22 protein-coding genes and 1 pseudogene are annotated in these 22879 nt (G+C 56.2%); 21 read left to right on the top strand and 2 right to left on the bottom strand.

Going from position 1 to position 22879, the window contains the following annotated elements:
• From LZ634_RS11535 to LZ634_RS11520, 4 genes are all read left to right on the top strand, one after another.
• Positions 1 to 1758: hypothetical protein (locus LZ634_RS11535; RefSeq protein WP_234505082.1), on the top strand; the 1758-nt coding region annotated here is incomplete at its 5' end.
• A 370-nt stretch (positions 1759 to 2128) separates the two neighbouring features.
• Positions 2129 to 3481 carry a TolC family outer membrane protein gene (locus LZ634_RS11530; protein ID WP_234505084.1) on the top strand — a complete coding sequence of 451 codons (1353 nt, stop codon included), beginning with the start codon at positions 2129 to 2131 and terminating at the stop codon, positions 3479 to 3481.
• A gap of 97 nt (positions 3482 to 3578) precedes the next feature.
• On the top strand, positions 3579 to 5765 hold the full coding sequence (locus tag LZ634_RS11525) for a type I secretion system permease/ATPase (protein WP_234505080.1): 2187 nt from the start codon (positions 3579 to 3581) through the stop codon (positions 5763 to 5765).
• Complete coding sequence (locus LZ634_RS11520) at positions 5752 to 7113, top strand: HlyD family type I secretion periplasmic adaptor subunit (RefSeq protein WP_234505077.1); 1362 nt, start codon at positions 5752 to 5754, stop codon at positions 7111 to 7113. Before LZ634_RS11525 ends, LZ634_RS11520 begins: the two co-directional genes overlap by 14 nt.
• 37 nt (positions 7114 to 7150) lie before the next feature.
• Here the strand turns inward: LZ634_RS11520 and proP are convergent, their stop codons facing one another.
• Complete coding sequence (proP, locus tag LZ634_RS11515; RefSeq protein ID WP_234505074.1) at positions 7151 to 8653, bottom strand: glycine betaine/L-proline transporter ProP; 1503 nt, start codon at positions 8651 to 8653, stop codon at positions 7151 to 7153.
• A 687-nt stretch (positions 8654 to 9340) separates the two neighbouring features.
• Here proP and kdgT point away from each other — a divergent pair.
• From kdgT to phnP, 17 genes and pseudogenes are all read left to right on the top strand, one after another.
• Complete coding sequence (gene kdgT / locus LZ634_RS11510; protein WP_234505072.1) at positions 9341 to 10339, top strand: 2-keto-3-deoxygluconate transporter; 999 nt, start codon at positions 9341 to 9343, stop codon at positions 10337 to 10339.
• A 175-nt stretch (positions 10340 to 10514) separates the two neighbouring features.
• A complete protein-coding gene (locus LZ634_RS11505; RefSeq protein WP_052281881.1) occupies positions 10515 to 10850 on the top strand; it encodes a zinc ribbon domain-containing protein YjdM in 336 nt (111 codons plus the stop codon).
• A gap of 122 nt (positions 10851 to 10972) precedes the next feature.
• Positions 10973 to 11419 (top strand): VOC family metalloprotein YjdN, encoded by a 447-nt coding sequence (yjdN, locus tag LZ634_RS11500; RefSeq protein WP_234505070.1) that lies wholly within the window; start codon positions 10973 to 10975, stop codon positions 11417 to 11419.
• 132 nt (positions 11420 to 11551) lie between these two features.
• Complete coding sequence (gene phnC / locus LZ634_RS11495; RefSeq protein WP_234505068.1) at positions 11552 to 12340, top strand: phosphonate ABC transporter ATP-binding protein; 789 nt, start codon at positions 11552 to 11554, stop codon at positions 12338 to 12340.
• A gap of 23 nt (positions 12341 to 12363) precedes the next feature.
• Positions 12364 to 13380, top strand: a pseudogene (gene phnD, locus LZ634_RS11490) (phosphonate ABC transporter substrate-binding protein).
• Positions 13381 to 13430: 50 nt separating this feature from the next.
• Positions 13431 to 14213 (top strand): phosphonate ABC transporter, permease protein PhnE, encoded by a 783-nt coding sequence (gene phnE, locus LZ634_RS11485; protein ID WP_234505065.1) that lies wholly within the window; start codon positions 13431 to 13433, stop codon positions 14211 to 14213.
• A 20-nt stretch (positions 14214 to 14233) separates the two neighbouring features.
• Positions 14234 to 14959, top strand: a complete 726-nt coding sequence (gene phnF, locus LZ634_RS11480; RefSeq protein WP_234505063.1) for a phosphonate metabolism transcriptional regulator PhnF — start codon at positions 14234 to 14236, stop codon at positions 14957 to 14959.
• Positions 14959 to 15411, top strand: coding sequence for a phosphonate C-P lyase system protein PhnG (gene phnG / locus LZ634_RS11475; RefSeq protein ID WP_234505060.1), 453 nt, complete (start codon positions 14959 to 14961; stop codon positions 15409 to 15411). The genes phnF and phnG overlap by 1 nt, the downstream gene beginning before the upstream one ends.
• Positions 15408 to 15992 carry a phosphonate C-P lyase system protein PhnH gene (phnH, locus tag LZ634_RS11470; RefSeq protein WP_234505058.1) on the top strand — a complete coding sequence of 195 codons (585 nt, stop codon included), beginning with the start codon at positions 15408 to 15410 and terminating at the stop codon, positions 15990 to 15992. Before phnG ends, phnH begins: the two co-directional genes overlap by 4 nt.
• Positions 15992 to 17056 carry a carbon-phosphorus lyase complex subunit PhnI gene (locus LZ634_RS11465; RefSeq protein ID WP_234505056.1) on the top strand — a complete coding sequence of 355 codons (1065 nt, stop codon included), beginning with the start codon at positions 15992 to 15994 and terminating at the stop codon, positions 17054 to 17056. The genes phnH and LZ634_RS11465 overlap by 1 nt, the downstream gene beginning before the upstream one ends.
• Positions 17049 to 17894 (top strand): alpha-D-ribose 1-methylphosphonate 5-phosphate C-P-lyase PhnJ, encoded by an 846-nt coding sequence (phnJ, locus tag LZ634_RS11460; RefSeq protein WP_234505054.1) that lies wholly within the window; start codon positions 17049 to 17051, stop codon positions 17892 to 17894. Before LZ634_RS11465 ends, phnJ begins: the two co-directional genes overlap by 8 nt.
• Entirely contained in the window at positions 17891 to 18649 is a 759-nt protein-coding gene (phnK, locus tag LZ634_RS11455; RefSeq protein WP_234505052.1) for a phosphonate C-P lyase system protein PhnK, read from the top strand. The genes phnJ and phnK overlap by 4 nt, the downstream gene beginning before the upstream one ends.
• Before the next feature lie 67 nt (positions 18650 to 18716).
• On the top strand, positions 18717 to 19403 hold the full coding sequence (gene phnL, locus LZ634_RS11450) for a phosphonate C-P lyase system protein PhnL (RefSeq protein WP_234505050.1): 687 nt from the start codon (positions 18717 to 18719) through the stop codon (positions 19401 to 19403).
• Entirely contained in the window at positions 19400 to 20536 is a 1137-nt protein-coding gene (gene phnM, locus LZ634_RS11445) for an alpha-D-ribose 1-methylphosphonate 5-triphosphate diphosphatase (RefSeq protein ID WP_234505048.1), read from the top strand. Before phnL ends, phnM begins: the two co-directional genes overlap by 4 nt.
• Positions 20536 to 21087, top strand: coding sequence for a ribose 1,5-bisphosphokinase (gene phnN / locus LZ634_RS11440; protein ID WP_234505046.1), 552 nt, complete (start codon positions 20536 to 20538; stop codon positions 21085 to 21087). The genes phnM and phnN overlap by 1 nt, the downstream gene beginning before the upstream one ends.
• Positions 21080 to 21514, top strand: coding sequence for an aminoalkylphosphonate N-acetyltransferase (phnO, locus tag LZ634_RS11435; protein ID WP_234505045.1), 435 nt, complete (start codon positions 21080 to 21082; stop codon positions 21512 to 21514). Before phnN ends, phnO begins: the two co-directional genes overlap by 8 nt.
• Positions 21511 to 22269 carry a phosphonate metabolism protein PhnP gene (gene phnP, locus LZ634_RS11430; RefSeq protein ID WP_234505043.1) on the top strand — a complete coding sequence of 253 codons (759 nt, stop codon included), beginning with the start codon at positions 21511 to 21513 and terminating at the stop codon, positions 22267 to 22269. Before phnO ends, phnP begins: the two co-directional genes overlap by 4 nt.
• Here phnP and yjdP read toward each other — a convergent pair.
• Positions 22266 to 22598 (bottom strand): DDRRRQL repeat protein YjdP, encoded by a 333-nt coding sequence (yjdP, locus tag LZ634_RS11425; protein WP_234505041.1) that lies wholly within the window; start codon positions 22596 to 22598, stop codon positions 22266 to 22268. The genes phnP and yjdP overlap by 4 nt on opposite strands.
• Positions 22599 to 22879: the final 281 nt, after the last annotated feature.

Genomic DNA, 22879 nt, shown 5'->3' with positions numbered 1-22879 from the left:
GCGGATGCAGACTCCGACGCGGACGCGGATGCGGATGCCGATGCAGACGCTGATGCAGATGCGGATGCCGATGCCGACGCTGATGCCGACGCCGATGCAGATTCCGACGCGGATTCCGACTCCGACTCCGACTCCGACTCCGACGTCACTCTCGACGCCAAATTTGATATTTCGGGTGGTTCGAAGATTACCCACGTCAATGGGGGGAGTTCAGATCCTAACGGCTTCGATGTCGATGGTAGCGGCAAGATTATTTCGGTGGGCGAGAACGTCGTGCTCTGGGTTTCTAAGGGCGATGTTGGAAAATACGTTTCCAGTTATATTCCAGAAAAAAATCTCCATACCTATGATCAGGGTAATGTCAACGGCACCCCAGGTAAATCTGATGTCTTCGTACTGCACGACAGCAGTACCTATACACAGGGCGACAACACGCAGCAGGGGATGAATGCGGTCAACGGGAACCGGGAATCCAGTACCAGTAATGCGCACGATTATATCTTTGTCGCGGGATCCTCAAGCTGGAATTCGAGTTATGGTTCAGCGAATGGCAGCAGTAGCAATATCAACTATTTCGAGAGTATTAACGTCACCATCGGGGGCAAAACCTATCAAGGCAACAACCGACTGACGGATGTTATCTCGGGAGATGGTAAAGAAGGGCTGGATCCAGGTCATTCAGATACCAAAACGACATGGCAGTACGACCTGAATATCGATGCCGACCTCAATGGTGGCGGTGATGGCGACCATATTAAGTCAATCACGCTGAACGGGTTGCCGGTAGGATCTACCGTGAGTTATCTGGATGCCAACGGTCATCCTGTCGTGGGTGCGGTTGACGGCGCTGGCAGCATCACTATCGATGTGGGCAACAATACCAATCTCGATATGGGTCTGACCATCACCTCTCCGACTGAAATCACCAACAAGGGATCGGTCAACGTCGATATCACGGTCGAAGTGGACGGGACTGAACATCCGTCCGGAGAAATCGTTGACGACGACCAAACGCACCATATCCCAATCACCGGGGGTGAAGACGCGCATGCCGACAGCGAGATGATTAATACGCTGGAATTCGTGCACGATGCGCAGCACGTCTCCGAAGATCATACGGATACGGCAAACTCCGGCGATCATCAGGAAGAGAGCAACTCAACGGACCTGACGGACAATAGTGTTCACGACAGCAATGCCGCGGATGCGAATGTGACCGACCAGACCGAGGACCACGGTTTAACCGATCAGGCAGATCAGGCAGATCAGGCAGAAGATACCGGCTCTACCGCCCTTGTCGACGATGATGCATCAACAAATAGCGATAGCACCAGCATGCTGGTTGATAACGATAACCTCGACCTGAGCGCAGTGGGGAGCGATACCGCCCAGCTATCCACTGTGGAAGCTGAGCCGGAAAGTTCGCTAAATCTCCTGCTCGATGACATTGATACTCACCTCACCGAGGCCGATAGCGCCCAGAGCGTGGAACCGCAAGAAGAGTCATCGGTGGCGACAGCAACCGCAGAACCTGACCAGGAGAACACTCTCGATCTGAGCGACATCATCCATGATGACGATGCCAAAGATCTGAGTTCGTTGATTCAGGTGCCTGATGCGACAGAGGATAACGGGACGGCAGGACATGTTCAGGATGTCGCTGCGGAAGGCTCAGATGCGCAAGGCAGTGAAACCTGGGCCGCACCGGATACCGCAGAGCTGGATCATTTAATTGCCCAACCGGATACAGACTCTTAAAACCGATGGGGTCGGTGAAAACCGCCCCCCCTTTTTCTCCGTCAGGGGTATCAGGATGACTATCAACTCGTAAGTTATTATGCGTTGATAATACGGTGGTAGCGCTTATGCGCAGCACCAATAAAAACCAAATACGGGCACAACACGGGATACAGAACGGCTGCATAACAACCATCATGCTGGTGATCAAAAAACCACCATTATTAGTCATGATGGAGCAATAGTTCTAAGTGATATTATGAGCCCTATCCTGGGTACGGTTGTTGTCCCCGTGAAAAACAGCGCTATTTTTTCTTTTTTGTCTGAAGACATTGCCTCTGGCGGATTGGGCCACTAGTCAGGGAAATGAACGTAAGGAAAGGACGACATGATGAATAAACACATTCGGGTATTAACGGGTATCTCTTTGCCGCTGCTGTTCGCTAATACCGTTAGCGCAGCCTCACTGGAACAGGCCGTCAAAGACAGTTTGCTGTGGCACCCGCAGGTCAGCGCCTCGGTGAACAGCCGGTATTCCGCCGACCAGGATCTACGCGCGGCAAAAGGCGGATATCTGCCATCATTAGATCTGTCCGCCGGTACCGGCTGGGAACAGACCGATAACGCCAGCACGCGCGCTGCCGACGACCACCGACGTAACCTGCACCGCAGCGAGTCCAGCATCAATCTGCGTCAGAACGTGTTTAACGGTTTTGCCACCACCAGTGAAGTCGCCCGCCAAACGGCGACCGTCAACTCTCGCGCCTACTCAGTGATGAACACCAGCGAAGTCACGGCGCTAACGGCAATCCAGAGCTATCTCGACGTACTGATGCGCCAGCGCATGGTGAAACTGGCCCAGGATAACCTGAAGAACCACGAACGTATCTTTGATCAGATCCGTCTGCGCACCGAACAGGGTGTAGGGCGTACGGCCGATGATGAACAAGCACAGGCGCGTCTGGCGCAGGCGAAAAACAACCTGCTGACCGAGCAAACCAATCTCGAAGACGCCCAGGCTAACTATTACAGCGTGGTGGGCAAAGAGGCCGATGGGCTCTCCATGCCAATGACCACTAAAATTCCGGCAACTCAGGCGGAAGCGCGTAAGCAAATGCTGGACAACAGCCCGCTGCTGAAACAGGCAGACTCGGATGTCGACGCGACACGCCAACAGTACGAAGCGGCAAAATCTCGTTTCTACCCAAGCGTGGACGTCGATGTCGGCCGTCGTATGGATAATAATACGGACGGAACCCGCGGCCACGACCAGGAGTGGCAGGCGATGGTCAGAATGAACTACAACCTGTTCAACGGCGGTAGCGATCAGGCGCAACTGTCATCTTACGCATATAAAATGCAGGAAGCCCAGGACGTCAAACGCAACGCGCTGCGCCAGCTGGATGAAGAGCTACGTCTGTCCTGGAACGCCTGGCAGAACGCAAAACAGCAGGTACCGATTGCCAAAGACTATGCCGACCGCAGCGCCGTGGTGCGTACCGCCTATCAGGAGCAGTTCAGCATCGGCGAACGTAGTCTTCTGGATATGCTGGACAGCGAAAATGAAGTGTTCGATGCCCAGCGTCGTTACGTGCAGATGCAGTTTACGGAGATGTTTACCACCTACCGTATCAACGCACGAATTGGCGATCTGTTAAAGCAGCTTAATATTCAGGCACCATCGGCAGCACAACCGGTAGAGGCGCAACAAACCGCACACTCCAACTTACCTGAACTGAAGTAACAGATTTTGGGCCTGTGGGTTATCTCAGCGTAAGGTGAGATAACCCTTTATATTCTTTAGCCTATGCGATTTTTTCGCTGGTATATAAGGTCTGACTATGGCGTCTTATACTGACCCACTTGAGCAAACCACCTCCGCACCTGATGAAACCATCAGGCACGATCCACGTCAAAACCATGACGACCCCCTGCTCGACTCGCTGTTGATCGTCTGCAAACTGCATAACATTATCACCAGCCGTAATGTCTTAACCGCTGGCCTGCCTTTGCAGGAAAACCAGTTAACTCTCAGCGCATTTCCGCGCGCAGCGCAGCGCGCTGGCCTGAAAGCGCGAGTGCTTCTGCGGCCGCTGGAAAAAATCTCCCCACTGTCGCTGCCCGCAATAGTGCTGCTGAAAAACGATCAGGCTGCGGTGTTGATTGGCTGGGATGACCAGCAGCGTGCCCGTCTGCTGCCTACAGAAACGGAAGGCGGGGAAATTCTGCTGGAACGTGAAGCGCTGGCGGAAAACTACAGCGGCAAAACTATTTTCATTCAGCCGGGACACGAATTCGACAACCAGCCCACGGCCACCATTCCACAAACCAAATCCTGGTTTAAAGACACCTTAAAGCTGTCGAAGTATCTCTATCTCGATTCCATCGTCGCCAGCTTTATCATTAACATTATCGCTATCGCCACGCCGCTGTTCGTCATGAACGTCTACGACCGCGTGGTACCAAACCAGGCCACCGCCACCCTGTGGGTGCTGGCCATCGGTATTTCTATCGCCTTTGTTTTCGACCTCATTTTGAAAATATTGCGTGGAATCTGCCTCGATATAGCGGGTAAGAAAACCGATCTTATTGTTTCCGCTGCACTATTTGAACGCGTGCTTGGTATGAAAATGAAGCTGCGACCAAATCGCGTCGGTGGCTTCACCCAGCAATTTCAGGAATACCAGTCAATCAGGGACTTTCTCTCCTCATTGACGCTGACCATGTTGATCGACTTTCCTTTCACTTTGCTGGTGCTATTGGTTATTGCCATTGTGGGTGGGCCGCTCGCATTCATTCCAGTGCTGTGTTACCCCATTGCACTCCTTGCTAACTGGCTCATCCAGAAACCTTTGCAAGTTCAAATACAGAAAACCTATAGCCTATCTACAGAGAAGCAGGCGATGCTGGTTGAAACGCTCACGGGCCTTGATGCAATTAAGGTTAATAATGCGCAAAGCGAACGCCAGTATCAGTGGGAACAGATAATCAGCCAGCTCAGCAAACTGGAATTACGGGTAAAGTCTCTTTCTTATATGGCTGTCAACTTTACCGCGTGGATCCAGAAAATTGCGGGCGTAGCGATGATTATCGTAGGTGTTTACAGCATCATTGGCGGCAATCTCAGCATGGGTGGGCTTATCGCCTGCTACCTGCTGAACCGCCGTGCGATGATGCCCATTGGTCAACTTTGCGGCCTTATCACCCGCTACCAGCGCGCGAAAATGACCAAAGCCACCATCGACCGGATGATGGATCTGGAACAGGAAGTGCAGGATGGTGAGGTCCCGCTGAAACGCGAGACGCTCTCCGGGGCCATTGAGTTCCGCGATGTCTCCTTCCGCTATCCGCAAAACCAGTATCTGTCGCTGAACGGCATTTCACTCAAAATTGAGCCGGGTGAAAAAGTGGGGATCATTGGCCGTAGCGGCTCCGGAAAAAGTTCTCTGGCGAAATTGCTGGTCGGTTTTTACCAGCCTGAGGGTGGGACAATCCTGATAGATGGCATTGATGCTCGCCAGCTCGACGTCAACGACGTGCGCCATAATATTGGCTATGCGCCGCAGGACATTCACCTGTTCAGCGGCACGCTGCGCGAGAACCTGCTCAGCGGCGCCAGCTACGTCGATGATGAAACGATGATCCGCGCAGCAACGGTGGCCGGCGTACATGAGTTCGCCCGACGTCATCCTTCCGGCTACAACATGCAGGTTGGCGAGCGCGGGATGAACCTTTCCGGCGGTCAACGACAGGCCGTGGCTCTTGCCCGCGCGCTGCTGCTTGACCCACCGGTACTGCTGATGGACGAGCCAACCAGTTCCATGGATAACACCAGCGAAGACTTGATTAAGAAGGCGCTAACGCCAATGGTGAGCAATAAAACGCTGCTGTTGGTGACGCACCGCGCCTCCCTGTTATCGCTGGTTGACCGTCTGATAATCCTCGATAACGGTAAAATCATTGCTGATGGTCCGAAAGAAAGCGTCATGACGGCACTGAAAAAAGGACAAATTCATGCGCAACGCTAAACTCAACGGCCTGCTGAAGTGGCTCTTTGGCGACAAAAATGGCGCAACGATAACCACCAACGAAGTCAACAAAGCCCTGCTGGACGATTCGCCACGCGTGGTTCGTATCACCCTATGGGCGATTCTTGGCTTCTTTATCATCATGATTACCTGGGCTTCTTTAGCAGAAATCGACGAAGTGACGCGCGGCGAAGGTAAAGCCATACCTTCCTCGCGGCTGCAAAAAATCCAGAACCTCGAGGGCGGTATCGTCGCCGAGGTGTTTGTGCATGAAGGGGAAGTGGTGAAAGCAGGCGCTCCGCTGTTGCGTCTGGATGATACGCGCTTTCGTTCCAACGCCGGGGAATCCGAAGCGGACCGCTATGCATTGGAAGCCCGCGTTCAGCGGCTGACCGCACAGCTGGCCGATAAAGAAACCCTGACGCTGTCGCCGGATATCGTCGAGAAAGCGCCGGATATTGCCAACGGCGAAATGGAGCTGTTTACCAGCGTTAACAAGCGTATTCAGAGCGAACTGTCAGGGCTTGACGAACAACTGGTGCAGAAGAAACAGGAGCTGCTGGACTATCAGGCGAAGGCCGAACAGTACCGCCGTAGTCTGGGGCTGCTGCAGCAAGAAATCGGCATGTCTGAGCCGCTGGTCGCCAAGGGCGCCATCTCGCGCGTTGAGGTGCTGCGTCTGCGCCGCTCTGAAGTGGAAACCCGTGGGCAGTTGGAATCGGTCACCCTGGCGGTACCAAGAGCACAGGCGGCGATTAAGGAGATTGAGAGCAAGGTGGGTGAGACGCGCGGGCGCTACCGCAGCGAGGCGTTATCCCAGCTGAACGAAGCGCGTACCGATCTCAGTAAAATCGAAGCCACCGGGAAAGCCATCGATGACCGGGTGAATCGTACGCTGGTCACTTCGCCGGTGCGCGGCATCGTCCAGCAGCTGATGGTGAACACCATCGGCGGCGTGATTCAGCCGGGTAACGATCTGGTGGAAATCGTGCCGCTGGACGACACGCTGCTGATTGAAGCAAAAATTCGGCCACAGGATATCGCCTTCCTGCGTCCAGGCCAGGAGGCTATCGTTAAGTTCACCGCTTACGATTACACCATCTACGGCGGGATGAAAGGCAAGCTGGAGCAGATAAGTCCGGATACGGTGACGGATAAAGATGGCAAAAGTTTCTACGTTATCCGTCTGCGCACCGATAAAAACCATCTTGGCAGCGATGAAAAACCGCTGATTATTATTCCGGGGATGGTGGCGTCAGTGGACATTATTACCGGCAAGAAAACCATTCTGGCCTATTTGCTCAAGCCGATTCTACGAGCAAAAGCGGAAGCCTTCCGCGAACGCTAAATACAAAAAACCCGGCTTCGCGCCGGGTTTTTCTTCACTACTCGTTAATCTTTGGATGCTGCATCACCAGCTGCGTGCGTTTCTCCTGCAGCGCGGCAATCTCCGCATCGATATCTTCAATCTTGTGTTCGATGTGGTCGTGATGCTCCTGCAGGATCTCCTTCGCTTCCGCGATATCCGATGCCGCAGGTGTTGCGCCTTTCAGCGGACGGTTGGCGGTCTCTTTCATCATTACGCCGGTAATCAAACCAATCACCGCCACCACCATCAGATAATACGCGGGCATCATCAGGTCCTGAGTCGACTCCACCAGCCAGGCGGCCAGCGTCGGCGTCAGACCGGCAATCAGCACCGAGATGTTAAAGGCGCTCGCCAGCGCGCTGTAGCGGATATGCGTTGGGAACATCGCCGGTAACGATGATGCCATCACCCCGGTGAAGCAGTTGAGGATCACCGCCAGCAGCAGCAGGCCGGAGAAAATCAGGCCAATCGAGTTACTGTTAATCAGCACGAAGGCCGGAATAGAGAACACCAGCAGCGCGATACTTCCCACCACAACAAACGGACGACGACCAAAGCGGTCGCTCAGCAGCCCCATCACCGGCTGAACAAACAGCATACCAATCATAATGGCGATGATAATCAGCACGCCGTGATCTTCCGAGTAGTGCAGGTTATGCGACAGGTAGCTCGGCATGTAGGTCAGCAGCATGTAATAGGTGACGTTGGTCGAAATGACCAGACCAATACACGCCAGCAGGCTGCGCCAGTGCTTGGTTGCAATCTCTTTAAACGATACTTTTGGCCCTTCCTGCAGACCCTGACGATCGCCCTGTTCGAGCTTATCCACGTGCTGCTGGAACGCCGGTGTCTCTTCCAGTGCGTGGCGCAGGTAAAGACCGATAATCCCTAGTGGCAGCGCGACGAAGAACGGAATACGCCAGCCCCATTCAAGGAAGTTTGCCTCGCCTACGGCGGTGGACAGCAGAACAACCAGCCCGGCGCCCATCACGAATCCAGCAATCGAACCAAAGTCCAGCCAACTGCCCATAAAGCCACGCTTACGGTCAGGCGAGTATTCAGCAACAAAGATAGATGCCCCGGTATATTCCCCACCAACCGAGAAGCCCTGCGCCATTTTACACAGCAGCAGCAGGATCGGTGCCCAGATACCAATCGACTCGTACGATGGGATAAGACCAATACAGAAGGTACTGAGCGACATAATGATGATGGTCATAGAAAGAATCTTCTGTCGACCGTATTTATCCCCGAGCATCCCGAAGAACAGACCGCCAAGCGGACGAATCAGGAAGGGAACGGAGAATGTCCCTAGAGCGGCAATCATCTGTACGCTGGGATCGGCATCCGGGAAGAACACTTTACCTAACGCATAAGCAACGAAGCCGTAGACACCAAAATCAAACCACTCCATTGCGTTGCCCAAAGATGCTGCGGTAATCGCCTTGCGCAATTTACCATCGTCGATGATGGTGACGTCACGTAACGTGATCGGTTTTACTTTTTTCCTTCTAAGCATGGTTTTCCTCGTTCAATTTCGCCTTGAACGCACACCCAGTGGCGGCAAACAGCACGGTGTTTGCGAAGGTGCGTAAAGGGAACCGTGGAGATTCTGGTTCCGTTTATCCAAGCGTAGCAGGTTTGTATGTCTTCGCTGGAGGATGTTTCTCCAGACAATCAAACCTGTTGAGCCTGATGGCGAGTTAGTTAAAAAGGTACCCCTCGAAAAGTGATCGGCTGAGGGCTAATCCTTTTTACCCTAACAGCGATTAATATTGTGATCAACTTAACAAAACATCTCATCCTGTTTCTACCGTGTAATATTTCCCTGACATTTGCAGGACAATTTCGCATTTTCCCCTGCACCACCTCATCGTCTAACACCTCCATTTCCCCTCCATTTAAAACAAGATTTATTTCAAAATAATTCACAATATTTTCACAGCTTTTTTATTTCTCATCAGATTCCTGATTTCACTTATGAAATATGTGATCCATATAACTAAAACGCTGTTTTATTTTCATTGAATCAATATTCCAGTAAATGCATTATAGCGTCCGAAAACGCGTTGAAGATGCCAGAAAACGCCGCCCACCACGGGTGATAACTGGGATAAAAACATTAGATGATATCAGACTAAATATATGAAATTATTATACTTAACCTCTTCTGTCACCACGTGGTGATACGAAGCGAGGATGCCACATGAAAATTAAAGCAACAATGGAACGAATCCCTGGCGGGATGATGCTTATCCCGTTACTGTTAGGCGCAGTGTTAAATACATTTGCTCCTACCACTGGCGAGTATTTTGGTTCTTTCACCAAAGGGATGATTGGCGGAACGGTACCTATTCTGGCAGTCTGGTTCTTCTGTATTGGGGCATCGATTGATTTACGCGCCACCGGTACGGTATTACGTAAATCCGGCACGCTGGTGCTGACGAAAATCGCCGTCGCCTGGGTCGTGGCAATGATTGCCGCAACATTTATTCCTGATACCGGAATTCAGACCGGATTCTTCGCCGGTCTGTCGGTTCTGGCTATCGTGTCCGCGATGGATATGACCAACGGCGGTCTGTACGCCAGCCTGATGAATCAGTACGGCACCAAAGAAGAATCTGGCGCATTCGTGCTGATGTCTCTGGAATCCGGCCCGCTGATGACGATGGTTATCCTCGGTTCCGCAGGTCTGGCTTCCTTTGAGCCGCACCACTTTATCGGCGCCGTCCTGCCATTCCTGATTGGTTTTGCGCTCGGTAACCTTGACCACGATCTGCGTTCATTCTTCAGTAAAGCAACGCCGGTTCTGATTCCGTTCTTCGGCTTTGCTCTGGGTAACACCATCAACCTGAACGTCATCCTCGACACCGGTCTGCTGGGTATCGTGCTGGGCGTAGCGGTTATCGTCATCACCGGTATTCCGCTGATTATTGCCGACCGCGTGATTGGCGGTGGCAACGGTACTGCTGGCGTGGCGGCTTCCTCCGCTGCCGGTGCCGCGGTTGCCAACCCGGTCATCATCGCGCAGATTAACCCGTCGTTTGCACCGGTTGCCGCCTCCGCTACCGCGCTGGTTGCCGCAAGCGTCATCGTGACGGCGATTTTGGTACCGATTATTACTGCGCTGTATGCCAAACGTTACGGAGCACCAAAGCCCGCCGAAATCGAAGCGCAGGCCGTATCGCAAGCCGCTCACCACTAATCTTTCACCCCCCTCGCCCGAGGGGGGTTTACGTTTTGCCTCTCCCCTTTCTTCCTCCCTCGTCTGGGATAACACCGACAAATGCAGGGTTTTGTTGTATCATTAAGGCCATTTTCGGCGTTTTGCCGTTTTACAGGCCCTTGCCTTTCGCCCCGCACTTTTGAGGATACTTCCCATGTCATTACCCCATTGCCCACAATGCAATTCCGAATACACCTATGAAGACAACGGCATGTTCATCTGCCCGGAATGCGCGCACGAGTGGAACGATGCTGAACCGGCGCACGACAGCGATGAGCTGATCGTCAAAGATGCTAACGGTAACCTGCTGGCCGACGGCGACAGCGTCACCGTGGTAAAAGATCTGAAGGTGAAAGGTAGCTCTTCCATGCTGAAAATCGGCACCAAAGTGAAGAACATCCGCCTGGTCGAAGGCGATCACAACATCGATTGCAAAATCGACGGTTTCGGCCAGATGAAGCTGAAATCTGAGTTCGTGAAAAAGAACTGATTTGAGCATCAGTATTGCCGGATAGCGCGACGTTTATCCGGCAATATGCCTCCCGCCACGCTTCGCTCCCTGAACCGACACGCACTACACTTACTGGGCTATCCTTACCTGAGGTAACGATCATGCCATTAAGTCCCTATCTCGCTTTTTCCGGCAACTGCGCCGACGCTATCGCCTATTACCAACAGGCGCTGGGCGCGGAGTTGCGCTACAAAATCAACTTCGGCGAAATGCCCCCCTCCGCCATGGATGACGAAGGCGGCTGCCCGTCCGGTCTCCAATTCCCCGACAGCGCCATCGCCCACGCCAACCTCCACATTGCGGGCAGCGATATCATGATGAGCGATTCCGTCCCGGCAGATAACCTTCATTACGGCGGCTTTACTCTGGTGCTCGACACCCAGGACGTGAAAGAAGGTAAACGCTGGTTCGACAATCTCGCCGCCAACGGCAAGGTTGAGATGCGCTGGCAGGAGACCTTCTGGGCGCACGGATTCGGTCGCGTCATCAACAGATATGGCGTGCCGTGGATGATTAACGTCGTCAAACAGCAGGAGCCAACGCTCTGATCCCACGGGAGGCGCGGCCTCCCGTCCTGTCATCAAATACCCGCCAAGAATTCATCCGACAGCAACTTTTCATTAACCAAAACGTCACACTAATTCGCCACGATGGGGCCACTTTTTAGAAGGGGTTCCAGCATGCAAACGATTATTCGCGTTGAAAAGCTCAACAAGACGTTCAATCAGCATCAGGTGCTTCACGCCATTGACCTGAACGTGCACGCCGGTGAGATGGTCGCTCTGCTTGGGCCATCCGGTTCTGGCAAATCCACCCTCTTACGTCACTTAAGCGGCCTGATTGTCGGCGATAAAACGCCGGACTGTCGCGTCGAACTGCTCGGTAAAACCGTCCAGCAGGCGGGTCGTCTGGCGCGCGATATTCGCAAAAGCCGCGCCCATACCGGCTACATCTTCCAACAGTTCAATCTGGTTAATCGCCTGAGCGTCATGGAGAACGTGCTGATTGGCGCGCTCGGCAGCACGCCGTTCTGGCGCACCTGTTTTAGCTGGTTTACCCGCGAGCAAAAGCAGCGCGCTTTGCAGGCGCTCACCCGCGTCGGTATGGCGCATATGGCCCACCAGCGCGTCTCGACCCTTTCCGGTGGCCAGCAGCAGCGCGTGGCGATTGCCCGGGCGCTGATGCAGCAGGCCAAAGTGATCCTCGCCGATGAACCTATCGCCTCACTGGATCCTGAATCCGCGCGCATCGTGATGGATACCCTGCGCGACATCAACCAGACCGATGGCATCACCGTGGTGGTGACGCTGCACCAGGTCGACTATGCGCTGCGCTACTGCGAACGCATCGTCGCGCTGCGTCAGGGACACGTGTTCTACGACGGCAGCAGCCAACAGTTTGATAACGAACGTTTTGACCATCTCTACCGCAGCATTAACCGCGTCGAAGAGAACGCGCAGGCTGCCTGACATCCCCACAATGAGGAATGGAAATGAGCTATAAAACGGTTGCCGCGCTGGCCTTTACCAGCATGTTCAGTCTCAGCACCCTGCTCACTCCGGCGCACGCCGAAGAGCAGGAAAAAGCGCTGAACTTCGGCATTATTTCGACGGAATCACAGCAAAACCTAAAGCCACAATGGGAACCGTTCCTGAAGGACATGGAAAAGTCGCTGGGCGTGAAGGTTAACGCCTTCTTCGCGCCGGACTACGCCGGGATCATCCAGGGCATGCGCTTTAATAAAGTGGACATCGCCTGGTACGGTAACCTCTCCGCCATGGAAGCGGTGGATCGCGCCAATGGCTAGGTGTTTGCCCAGACCGTCGCCGCCGATGGCTCCCCAGGCTACTGGAGCGTGCTGATCGTCAACAAAGACAGCCCAATCAATAACCTCAATGACCTGCTTGCCAAGCGTAAAGAACTGACCTTCGGCAACGGTGACCCGAACTCCACCTCCGGCTTCCTCGTCCCGGGCTACTACGTCTTCGCCAAAAACAACGCCTCCGCCAGCGACTTCAAGCGCACGGTTAACGCCAGCCATGAAACCAACGCGCTGGCCGTCGCCAACAAACAGGTCGATGTCGCCACCAACAACACCGAAAACCTCGACAAGCTGAAGACCTCCGCGCCGGACAAGCTCAAAGAGCTGAAGGTTATCTGGAAGTCACCGCTGATCCCGGGTGACCCGATTGTGTGGCGTAAAAACCTGTCCGAAACCACCAAGGACAAGGTCTACAGCTTCTTTATGAACTACGGCAAGACGCCGGAAGAAAAAGCCGTACTGGAACGTCTGGGCTGGGCGCCGTTCCGCGCCTCCAGCGACCTGCAGCTGCTGCCGATTCGCCAGCTGGCACTGTTTAAAGAGATGCAGACCGTGAAGGGCAACGGCACGTTGAACGCCGATGAGAAGGCCACGAAGACCGCCGATATTCAGGCGCGTCTGAACGACCTTGACCGTACCACCGCAGCGATTGGCGCGATGACCTCGGTAACTAAAGCGGTGCAGTGACAGCTCCCCTCTCCCCCATGGGGAGAGGGCGAATTCAAACGGAGCAAATTATGCAACACACCATCACCGTTCCCCCGCCGAAGCGCAGCTGGTTCTCGCTGATGAGCTGGGCCATTTTGCTGGCCGTGCTTGCCGTCTCCTGGAAAGGCGCAGAAATGAACCCGGTGGCGCTGTTCACCGACGCGGGCAACATGGCGACCTTTGCCGCCGACTTCTTCCCCCCGGACTTTAGCCTGTGGCAGGACTATCTCAAAGAGATGGCCGTGACCCTGCAAATCGCCGTCTGGGGCACCGCGCTGGCGGTTGTCCTCTCCATTCCCTTTGGCCTGATGAGCGCCGAAAACCTGGTGCCGTGGTGGGTTTACCAACCGATGCGCCGCCTGATGGACGCCTGCCGTGCCATCAACGAAATGGTTTTCGCCATGCTGTTCGTCGTCGCCGTGGGTTTGGGCCCGTTCGCCGGGGTCATGGCGCTGTTTATTCACACCACCGGGGTGCTTTCCAAGCTGCTGTCGGAAGCGGTGGAAGCGATAGAACCCGGCCCGGTTGAAGGCATCCGCGCCACCGGCGCCAACAAAATTGAAGAGATCATCTACGGCGTACTACCGCAGGTGATGCCGCTTCTTATCTCTTATTCGCTGTACCGTTTTGAGTCCAACGTTCGCTCCGCCACCGTCGTCGGCATGGTCGGCGCAGGCGGTATCGGCGTGACCTTATGGGAAGCGATTCGCGGCTTTCAGTTCCAGCAAACCTGCGCATTGATGGTGCTCATTATCGTCACCGTCAGCCTGCTGGATTTCCTCTCTCAGCGTTTGCGTAAGCACTTTATCTGATTAGCGAGGTCTTGATGGCTATGCACTTGTCTACACATCCGACCAGTTATCCTACGCGTTATCAAGAGATTGCCGCTCGCCTGGAACAAGAGCTGCGGCAGAACTATCGCTGCGGCGATTACCTGCCCGCCGAGCATCAGCTGGCGGCACGCTTTGAAGTCAATCGCCACACCCTGCGTCGCGCCATCGATCAGCTGGTCGAAAAAGGCTGGGTACAGCGCCGCCAGGGGATTGGCGTGCTGGTGCTGATGCGCCCATTTGACTACCCGCTGAACGCCCAGGCGCGCTTCAGCCAGAATCTACTCGATCAGGGCAGCCATCCCACCAGCGAAAAGCTGCTGTCGGTGCTGCGTCCGGCCTCCGGGCATATTGCCGACGCGCTGGGGATTAACGAAGGCGACAACGTGATTCACCTGCGCACGCTGCGCCGGGTCAACGGCGTGGCCCTGTGCCTGATCGACCACTACTTTGCCGACCTCAGCCTGTGGCCGACGCTACAGCGCTTTAGCAGCGGATCGCTGCACGACTTTTTGCGCGAGCAGTCGGGCATTGCGCTTAAGCGGAGCCAGACCCGCATCAGCGCGCGCCGGGCGCAGGCCAAAGAGAGCCAGCGGCTGGAAATTCCCAACATGGCGCCCCTGCTGTGCGTGCGCACCCTGAACCACCGTGAAGGCGATGAGCAGGTGATGGAGTACTCCGTCAGCCTGACCCGCGCCGACATGATTGAATTTATTATGGAGCACTAATGGACGCTAATCACGCGACCCGCCAGCACTGGATGTCGGTGCTGTCACACAGCGACCCTGCCAGCCTCGCGGCAAAAATGGTCGCCCTGAATATCACCGCAGACTACGAAACGATCCGCGCGGCGGAAACCGGGCTGGTTCAGCTACAGGGACGCATGGGCGGCACCGGCGAGCGTTTTTTTGCCGGAGACGCCACCCTGACCCGCGCCGCCGTACGCTTGAGCAACGGCACGCTGGGCTACAGCTGGATACTGGGGCGCGACAAAGCGCACGCCGAGCGCTGCGCGCTGCTGGATGCCCTACTCCAGCAGCCAGCCCACTATCAAACATTATTAGAAACCCTCATTACCCCGCTGGAAGCCGACCGTACGGCGCGCATTGCCGCACGTCAGGCCGAGATCAACGCCAGCCGGGTCGACTTCTTTACGCTGGTTCGCGGAGACAACGCATGACCCTGGAAACCGCTTTTTCCCTCCCTGTGCAGGATGCCCAACACAGTTTTCGTCGCCTGTTAAAAGCGATGAGCGAGCCGGGCGTGATTGTCGCGCTGCATCAGCTCAAGCACGGCTGGCAGCCGCTCAATATCGCCACTACCAGCGTCCTGCTGACGCTGGCCGATAACGACACGCCGGTATGGCTGGCGGGCGCGCTGCATAACGATATCGTCTGCCAGAGCCTACGTTTTCACACCAACGCGCCGTTGGTTGAGCAGCCGCAGCAGGCAACCTTTGCGGTGTCGAACGACACCATCAGCCGTGAGCAGCTTGATGCACTGTGCGCCGGGAGCGCCGTGGCACCGGAAACCAGCGCCACGCTGATTGTGCAAGTTGCCAGCCTGAGCGGCGGCCGCATGCTGCGCCTGACCGGCGCGGGCATTCAGGATGAGCGCATGATCGCCCCGCAGCTACCGGAGTGCATTCTGCATGAACTGACCGAACGCCCGCACCCGTTCCCGCTCGGCGTGGATCTGATCCTCACCTGCGGCGAGCGCCTGCTGGCCATCCCGCGGACGACCCACGTGGAGGTTTGCTGATGTATGTAGCCGTCAAAGGGGGCGAAAAGGCGATTGCCGCCGCCCACCAGCTCCAGGAAAGCCGACGTCGGGGCGACACCGGCCTCGCCGAACTGAGCGTCGCCCAGATAGAACAGCAGCTGAATCTGGCGGTGGACCGGGTGATGACCGAAGGTGGCATTGCCGACCGCGAGCTGGCGGCGCTGGCGCTGAAACAGGCCAGCGGCGATAACGTCGAAGCCATTTTCCTGCTGCGCGCCTACCGCACGACGCTGGCGAAACTGGCGGTCAGCGAGCCGATAGATACCCGCAACATGCGCCTTGAGCGCCGTATTTCCGCCGTCTACAAAGACGTGCCCGGTGGACAGTTGCTCGGCCCTACCTACGATTACACCCACCGTCTGCTGGACTTCACCCTGCTGGCCAACGGCGAAGCCCCGGCGCTGAAAACCGAAGGCGGCGAGCCATCGCCATCTCCGCATGTCTTCAGCCTGCTGGCCCATCAGGGGCTGGCGAAGGCGGAAGAAGATCACGGCACAACGCCGGACGACATCACCCGTTCGCCGCCGGTTTACCCGTGTTCACGCTCGTCCCGCCTGCAGCAGCTGATGCGCGGCGACGAAGGCTATCTACTGGCGCTGGCCTATTCCACCCAGCGCGGTTACGGGCGCAACCACCCGTTCGCTGGCGAAATTCGCAGCGGCTATGTTGAGCTAGAAATTGTGCCGGAAGAGCTGGGTTTTGCGGTGAACGTCGGTGAACTGCTGATGACCGAGTGTGAAATGGTCAACGGTTTCGTCGACCCGGCTGACGAACCGCCGCACTTTACCCGCGGCTACGGTCTGGTGTTCGGCATGAGCGAACGCAAAGCCATGGCCATGGCGCTGGTCGACCGCGCCCTACAGGCCCCGGAGTACGGCGAGCACGCCGTCGGCCCGGCGCAGGATGAAGAGTTCGTCCTCGCCCACGCCGATAACGTCGAAGCCGCTGGCTTCGTCTCACACCTCAAACTCCCTCATTACGTCGATTTCCAGGCCGAACTGGAACTGTTGAAACGCCTGCAACGGGAGCAGAAAAATGGCTAATCTCAGCGGCTATAACTTTGCCTATCTCGATGAACAGACCAAACGCATGATCCGCCGCGCGATCATGAAAGCGGTGGCGATCCCCGGCTATCAGGTGCCGTTCGGCGGCCGCGAAATGCCGATGCCCTACGGCTGGGGGACCGGCGGCATTCAGCTTACCGCCAGCGTCATTGGCGAAGCGGATGTGCTAAAGGTTATCGATCAGGGGGCGGATGACACCACCAACGCCGTGTCGATCCGCCACTTCTTCCAGCGGGTCACCGGAGTGCATACCACCGAGCGCACCGAAGACGCGACGCTTATCCAGACCCGCCACCGGATCCCGGAAACACCGCTGGTTGAGGATCAGATCCTGATCTTCCAGGTGCCGATCCCGGAACCGCTGCGTTTTATCGAACCGCGCGAAACCGAAACCCGCACCATGCACGCGCTGGAAGAGTACGGCGTGATGCAGGTGAAGCTATACGAAGATATCGCCCGCTTCGGCCATATCGCCACCACCTATGCCTACCCGGTGAAGGTGAATGACCGCTACGTGATGGACCCCTCACCGATTCCAAAATTCGATAACCCGAAAATGGACATGATGCCCGCGCTGCAGCTGTTTGGCGCCGGGCGTGAAAAACGTATCTACGCCGTGCCGCCGTATACCCGCGTCGAGAGCCTCGACTTCGACGACCATCCGTTCACCGTGCAGCGCTGGGACGAACCGTGTGCCATCTGTGGTTCAACCCACAGCTATCTCGACGAAGTGGTGCTGGATGATAGCGGCAAACGGATGTTTGTCTGCTCCGATACCGACTACTGCCGCCAACAGAGCGAGGCCAAAAAGCCATGAGCCAGCCCTTACTTTCCGTTGACCGCCTGACCCACCTGTACGCGCCGGGTAAAGGTTTCAGCAACGTTTCATTTGATTTGTGGCCGGGCGAAGTGCTGGGCATCGTCGGCGAATCCGGCTCTGGAAAAACCACGCTGCTGAAGTCCATTTCCGCACGTTTGACACCGCAAGAAGGGGTCATCCGCTATCGGGACGATTCACTGTACGCCATGAGCGAGGCCGAGCGCCGCCGCCTGCTGCGCACCGAGTGGGGTGTGGTGCATCAGCATCCGATGGACGGCCTGCGCCGTCAGGTGTCGGCGGGCGGCAATATCGGCGAACGGTTGATGGCCACCGGCGCACGGCATTACGGCGAGATCCGCGCCACCGCCCAGCGCTGGCTGGAGGAAGTCGAAATACCGGCATCGCGTATCGATGACCTGCCCACCACCTTTTCCGGCGGCATGCAGCAGCGTTTGCAGATAGCCCGCAACCTGGTGACCCATCCGAAGCTGGTGTTTATGGACGAACCCACCGGCGGGCTGGACGTGTCGGTGCAGGCCCGCCTGCTCGACCTGCTGCGCGGCCTGGTGGTGGAGCTGAACCTGGCAGTGGTGATTGTGACCCATGATTTGGGCGTCGCGCGCCTGCTGGCTGACCGCCTGCTGGTGATGAAGCAGGGCCAGGTGGTGGAAAGTGGGTTAACCGACCGCGTGCTCGACGACCCGCACCACCCGTATACCCAGCTGCTGGTGTCATCGGTGTTGCAGAACTGACTTGTGTCGGCCTGATAAGAGAAGCGCGACCAGGTTCCCGGATGCACATACGTTAAAGAGGCGAAAAATGAACGCGATCCGCGTCGAAAATGTGAGTAAAACCTTTGTTCTTCACCAGCAAAACGGCGTGCACCTGCCGGTACTGCAAAACGCCTCGCTTGAGGTCAACAACGGTGAATGCGTGGTACTGCATGGCCATTCCGGCAGCGGTAAATCCACGCTGCTGCGCTCGCTTTACGCCAACTATCTGCCGGACGAAGGGCATATCCATATTAAACACGGCGACGAATGGGTGGATCTGGTGAGCGCCCCGGCGCGCAAAGTGGTGGAGATCCGCAAAACCACCGTCGGCTGGGTGAGCCAGTTTCTGCGCGTGATCCCGCGAATCTCGACGCTGGAAGTGGTGATGCAGCCGCTGCTCAATACCGGCGTACCGCGTGAGACCTGCGCCGCCAAAGCCACCCAGCTGTTGACCCGTTTGAATGTGCCGGAGCGTTTATGGCACCTCGCACCGTCGACCTTTTCCGGCGGTGAGCAGCAGCGCGTCAACATCGCCCGCGGTTTTATCGTCGATTATCCCATTTTACTGCTCGACGAGCCCACCGCCTCGCTGGATGCCAAAAACAGCGCGGCGGTCGTCAGCCTGATTCATGAAGCCAAAACCCGCGGTGCGGCCATTGTCGGTATTTTTCACGACGAAGCCGTCCGCAACCAAGTCGCTGACCGCCTCCACCCAATGGGTACACCTGCATGATTATCAATAATATAAAGCTGGTTCTGGATAACGACGTTGTTCACGGTTCGCTGGAAGTGCAGGACGGCGAGATTCGCGCCTTTGCCGATAGCCAGAGCCGTTTGCCGGAAGCGATGGACGGCGAAGGCGGGTGGCTGCTGCCGGGGCTGATTGAGCTGCACACCGATAATCTGGACAAATTCTTCACCCCGCGGCCCAAAGTGGATTGGCCGGCCCACTCGGCGATGAGCAGCCACGATGCGCTGATGGTTGCCAGCGGCATCACCACCGTACTGGATGCGGTAGCGATTGGCGACGTGCGCGACGGCGGCGATCGGCTGGAGAATCTGGAGAAGATGATTAACGCCGTTGAGGAGACGCAAAAGCGCGGCCTCAATCGCGCCGAGCATCGCCTGCACCTGCGCTGCGAACTGCCGCATCACACCACGCTGCCGCTGTTTGAAAAGCTGGTCAGCCGCGAACCGGTGTCGCTGGTATCACTAATGGACCACTCGCCGGGCCAGCGCCAGTTCGCCAATCGTGAAAAATATCGGGAGTACTATCAGGGCAAATATTCACTGACCGACGCGCAGATGCGTGAGTATGAAGAAGAGCAGCTGGCGCTGGCCGCCCGCTGGTCGCAGCCCAACCGTACCGCCATTGCCGGGATGTGCCGCGAACGCCAAATCGCGTTAGCCAGCCACGATGATGCCACCCACGATCATGTGGTGGAATCGCACCTATTGGGCAGCGTGATTGCCGAGTTCCCGACCACTTTTGAAGCCGCCGAATCATCGCGCCGCCACGGCATGAACGTGCTGATGGGCGCGCCAAACATCGTGCGCGGCGGTTCGCACTCCGGTAACGTCGCGGCGCATCAGCTCGCCTCGCTGGGCCTGCTGGATATCCTCTCCTCGGACTATTACCCCGCAAGCCTGCTGGATGCCGCCTTCCGCGTGGCGGATGACGAGAACAACGCCTTTACGCTCGCACAGGCCATTAATCTGGTGACCAAAAACCCCGCGCGAGCGCTCAACCTTCACGACCGCGGCGTCATCGCCGAGGGCAAGCGTGCCGACCTGGTATTGGCGCACCGCAAAGGCGAGCACATTCATATCGACCACGTCTGGCGTCAGGGAAAAAGGGTGTTCTGATGATGGGAAAACTTATCTGGTTAATGGGGCCTTCCGGCTCCGGCAAAGATAGCCTGCTGGAGGTGCTACGCCTGCAGGAACACAGCGACCTGCTGGTCGCGCATCGCTACATCACTCGCCCGGCCAGTGCGGGCTGCGAAAACCATATCGCGCTCAGTGAACAGGAGTTTTTCACCCGCGCGGGCAGAAATCTGCTTGCCCTAAGCTGGCACGCCAACGGCCTGTACTACGGCGTGGGCGTGGAGATTGACCTGTGGCTGCACGGTGGATTTGACGTGGTAGTCAACGGTTCCCGTGCACATCTGGCACAGGCAAAAGCGCGCTATGCCAGCGCGCTGCTGCCGGTCTGTTTACAGGTGTCGCCTGAAATTCTGCGCGAACGATTACAGGCGCGCGGGCGGGAAAACGGCGTCGAAATAGCCGCACGTCTGGAACGTGCCGCACGCTATACGCCCTCGGAGTGCCACACGCTCAATAACGATGGAAGTCTGCTACAGTCGGTGGATAAACTACTCACCCTGATGGGACGAAAGGAGAGAAGCCATGCCTGAGTGTGAACTGCGCCATGCCACGTTCGAGGATATCGACGATGTCTACGCATTGATGTGCGAACTGAAACAAGCTGAATACGACCGCGATGCCTTTTATACCGGTTTTGCCGCGAATCTTGAGGATCGTAATTTGCACTATCAGCTGGCGCTGCAGGACGGCAACGTGGTTGGCATGATTAGCCTGCATTTGCAGTTTCACCTGCATCACGCCAATTGGATTGGTGAGATTCAGGAACTGGTGGTGATGCCAAAAGTGCGCAGTTCAGGGATCGGCAGCCAACTGCTGGCGTGGGCGGAAAAGACCGCCCGTGAGATGGGTGCGGAGATGACGGAATTATCGACCAGCACTAAACGAATTCATGCTCACCGCTTCTATCAGCGTGAAGGCTACGCGCCCAGCCACATCCGTTTCACCAAAGCGCTATGAGTCTGACGCTCACCCTTAGCGGGACCGGCGGCGCACAGGGCGTGCCCGCCTGGGGCTGCCATTGCCCGGCCTGTATCCGCGCCAGACGCGCGCCGCAGTATCGGCGTAAGGCCTGTAGCGGCGTGGTCAAATTCAACGACGCCGTCACCCTGATCGACGCTGGCCTGCACGATCTCACCGATCGTTGGCCAGCCGGATCTTTCCAGCAGTTTTTGCTGACCCACTACCATATGGATCATGTTCAAGGGCTGTTTCCACTGCGTTGGGGGGTGGGCGACAGCGTGCCGGTTTACGGGCCGCCCGACGAACAGGGCTGCGACGATCTGTTTAAGCATCCCGGCGTGCTGGATTTCAGCCATACCGTAGAGCCGTTTGTGGTCTTCAGCCTTCAGGGGCTTCAGGTGACGCCGCTCCCGCTGGCGCATTCGAAACTCACCTTCGGCTACCTGCTTGAAACCCCGCATAGCCGCATCGCCTGGCTCTCCGATACCGCCGGGCTGCCGGACAAAACGCTGACCTTTTTAAGCAACAATCGCCCGCAGTTGATGGTGATTGATTGCAGCCACGCCCCGCGCGAGCAGACTCCGCGTAATCACAGTGATTTAGCCACGATTCAGGCGTTAAACGAACGTATTCGCTGCCCGCGGGTCATTCTGACGCACATCAGCCACCAGTTTGATGAATGGATGATGAGCCACCTTCTGCCTGCGGGTATTGAAGCGGGCTATGACGGACAGGAGATCAGGATCGATTAACGGTCGTAGTCATCGTCAAGACGCCGTTCATCATCGGATAATTGGCGACGCTCCTGATCCAGCTGGCGCTGGCGATCATCCAGTTGACGGCGACGATCCTCTAGCTGGCGTCGCCTATCGTTATACTGCTGATTGCTCTGAGGTCTGTTGCGTCCATCGTCCCAACGGCGATCATCGTCATCGCGGTCGGACCGATCGCTGCTCGGGTGATAGGCGTCGTTGATAGCTTGCTGAATATTGCCGATAGCATCATCAATGATGTCAGCATGCGCCAGCTGACTGCTCAGCGACAGCGCGCAAAAGATCGCAGCAGTGAAGTAACGTTTCATAGGGCCAGCCTCGTCGGGGTGCTGGCGCTAGATTATGCAAGTCGCCTATGGCGGTGTAGCGGAGGAATCTCAATTCTTGCGCGGCCTCATGACCACTTGTAAATAAAACTTAAAGATTAAATTAGTGGAAATATGTTTTCATTCCCTTAATCACGTTATTTTTCAAAGATAGGCCATAAGAAATTCTTGAAACTCACCGAGCTGTTTTTGTAATGAATTCATAACCATTCCCCATAGAGAATTTTATTTCACACATTTATTACTAACAAAATAAATTCACA

This window comes from Kluyvera intermedia, assembly GCF_021440345.1.
In the GTDB taxonomy this organism is placed as follows: Bacteria; Pseudomonadota; Gammaproteobacteria; order Enterobacterales; family Enterobacteriaceae; genus Kluyvera; species Kluyvera intermedia_A.
This window is presented reverse-complemented; position numbering and strand designations above follow the sequence as displayed.

Coding starts and splice junctions, on each gene's coding strand:
- LZ634_RS11530 (WP_234505084.1), top strand. CDS start 2,129: ATGAATAAACACATTCGGGTATTAACGGGTATCTCTTTGCCGCTGCTG.
- LZ634_RS11525 (WP_234505080.1), top strand. CDS start 3,579: ATGGCGTCTTATACTGACCCACTTGAGCAAACCACCTCCGCACCTGAT.
- LZ634_RS11520 (WP_234505077.1), top strand. CDS start 5,752: ATGCGCAACGCTAAACTCAACGGCCTGCTGAAGTGGCTCTTTGGCGAC.
- proP (WP_234505074.1), bottom strand. CDS start 8,653: ATGCTTAGAAGGAAAAAAGTAAAACCGATCACGTTACGTGACGTCACC.
- kdgT (WP_234505072.1), top strand. CDS start 9,341: ATGAAAATTAAAGCAACAATGGAACGAATCCCTGGCGGGATGATGCTT.
- LZ634_RS11505 (WP_052281881.1), top strand. CDS start 10,515: ATGTCATTACCCCATTGCCCACAATGCAATTCCGAATACACCTATGAA.
- yjdN (WP_234505070.1), top strand. CDS start 10,973: ATGCCATTAAGTCCCTATCTCGCTTTTTCCGGCAACTGCGCCGACGCT.
- phnC (WP_234505068.1), top strand. CDS start 11,552: ATGCAAACGATTATTCGCGTTGAAAAGCTCAACAAGACGTTCAATCAG.
- phnE (WP_234505065.1), top strand. CDS start 13,431: ATGCAACACACCATCACCGTTCCCCCGCCGAAGCGCAGCTGGTTCTCG.
- phnF (WP_234505063.1), top strand. CDS start 14,234: ATGCACTTGTCTACACATCCGACCAGTTATCCTACGCGTTATCAAGAG.
- phnG (WP_234505060.1), top strand. CDS start 14,959: ATGGACGCTAATCACGCGACCCGCCAGCACTGGATGTCGGTGCTGTCA.
- phnH (WP_234505058.1), top strand. CDS start 15,408: ATGACCCTGGAAACCGCTTTTTCCCTCCCTGTGCAGGATGCCCAACAC.
- LZ634_RS11465 (WP_234505056.1), top strand. CDS start 15,992: ATGTATGTAGCCGTCAAAGGGGGCGAAAAGGCGATTGCCGCCGCCCAC.
- phnJ (WP_234505054.1), top strand. CDS start 17,049: ATGGCTAATCTCAGCGGCTATAACTTTGCCTATCTCGATGAACAGACC.
- phnK (WP_234505052.1), top strand. CDS start 17,891: ATGAGCCAGCCCTTACTTTCCGTTGACCGCCTGACCCACCTGTACGCG.
- phnL (WP_234505050.1), top strand. CDS start 18,717: ATGAACGCGATCCGCGTCGAAAATGTGAGTAAAACCTTTGTTCTTCAC.
- phnM (WP_234505048.1), top strand. CDS start 19,400: ATGATTATCAATAATATAAAGCTGGTTCTGGATAACGACGTTGTTCAC.
- phnN (WP_234505046.1), top strand. CDS start 20,536: ATGATGGGAAAACTTATCTGGTTAATGGGGCCTTCCGGCTCCGGCAAA.
- phnO (WP_234505045.1), top strand. CDS start 21,080: ATGCCTGAGTGTGAACTGCGCCATGCCACGTTCGAGGATATCGACGAT.
- phnP (WP_234505043.1), top strand. CDS start 21,511: ATGAGTCTGACGCTCACCCTTAGCGGGACCGGCGGCGCACAGGGCGTG.
- yjdP (WP_234505041.1), bottom strand. CDS start 22,598: ATGAAACGTTACTTCACTGCTGCGATCTTTTGCGCGCTGTCGCTGAGC.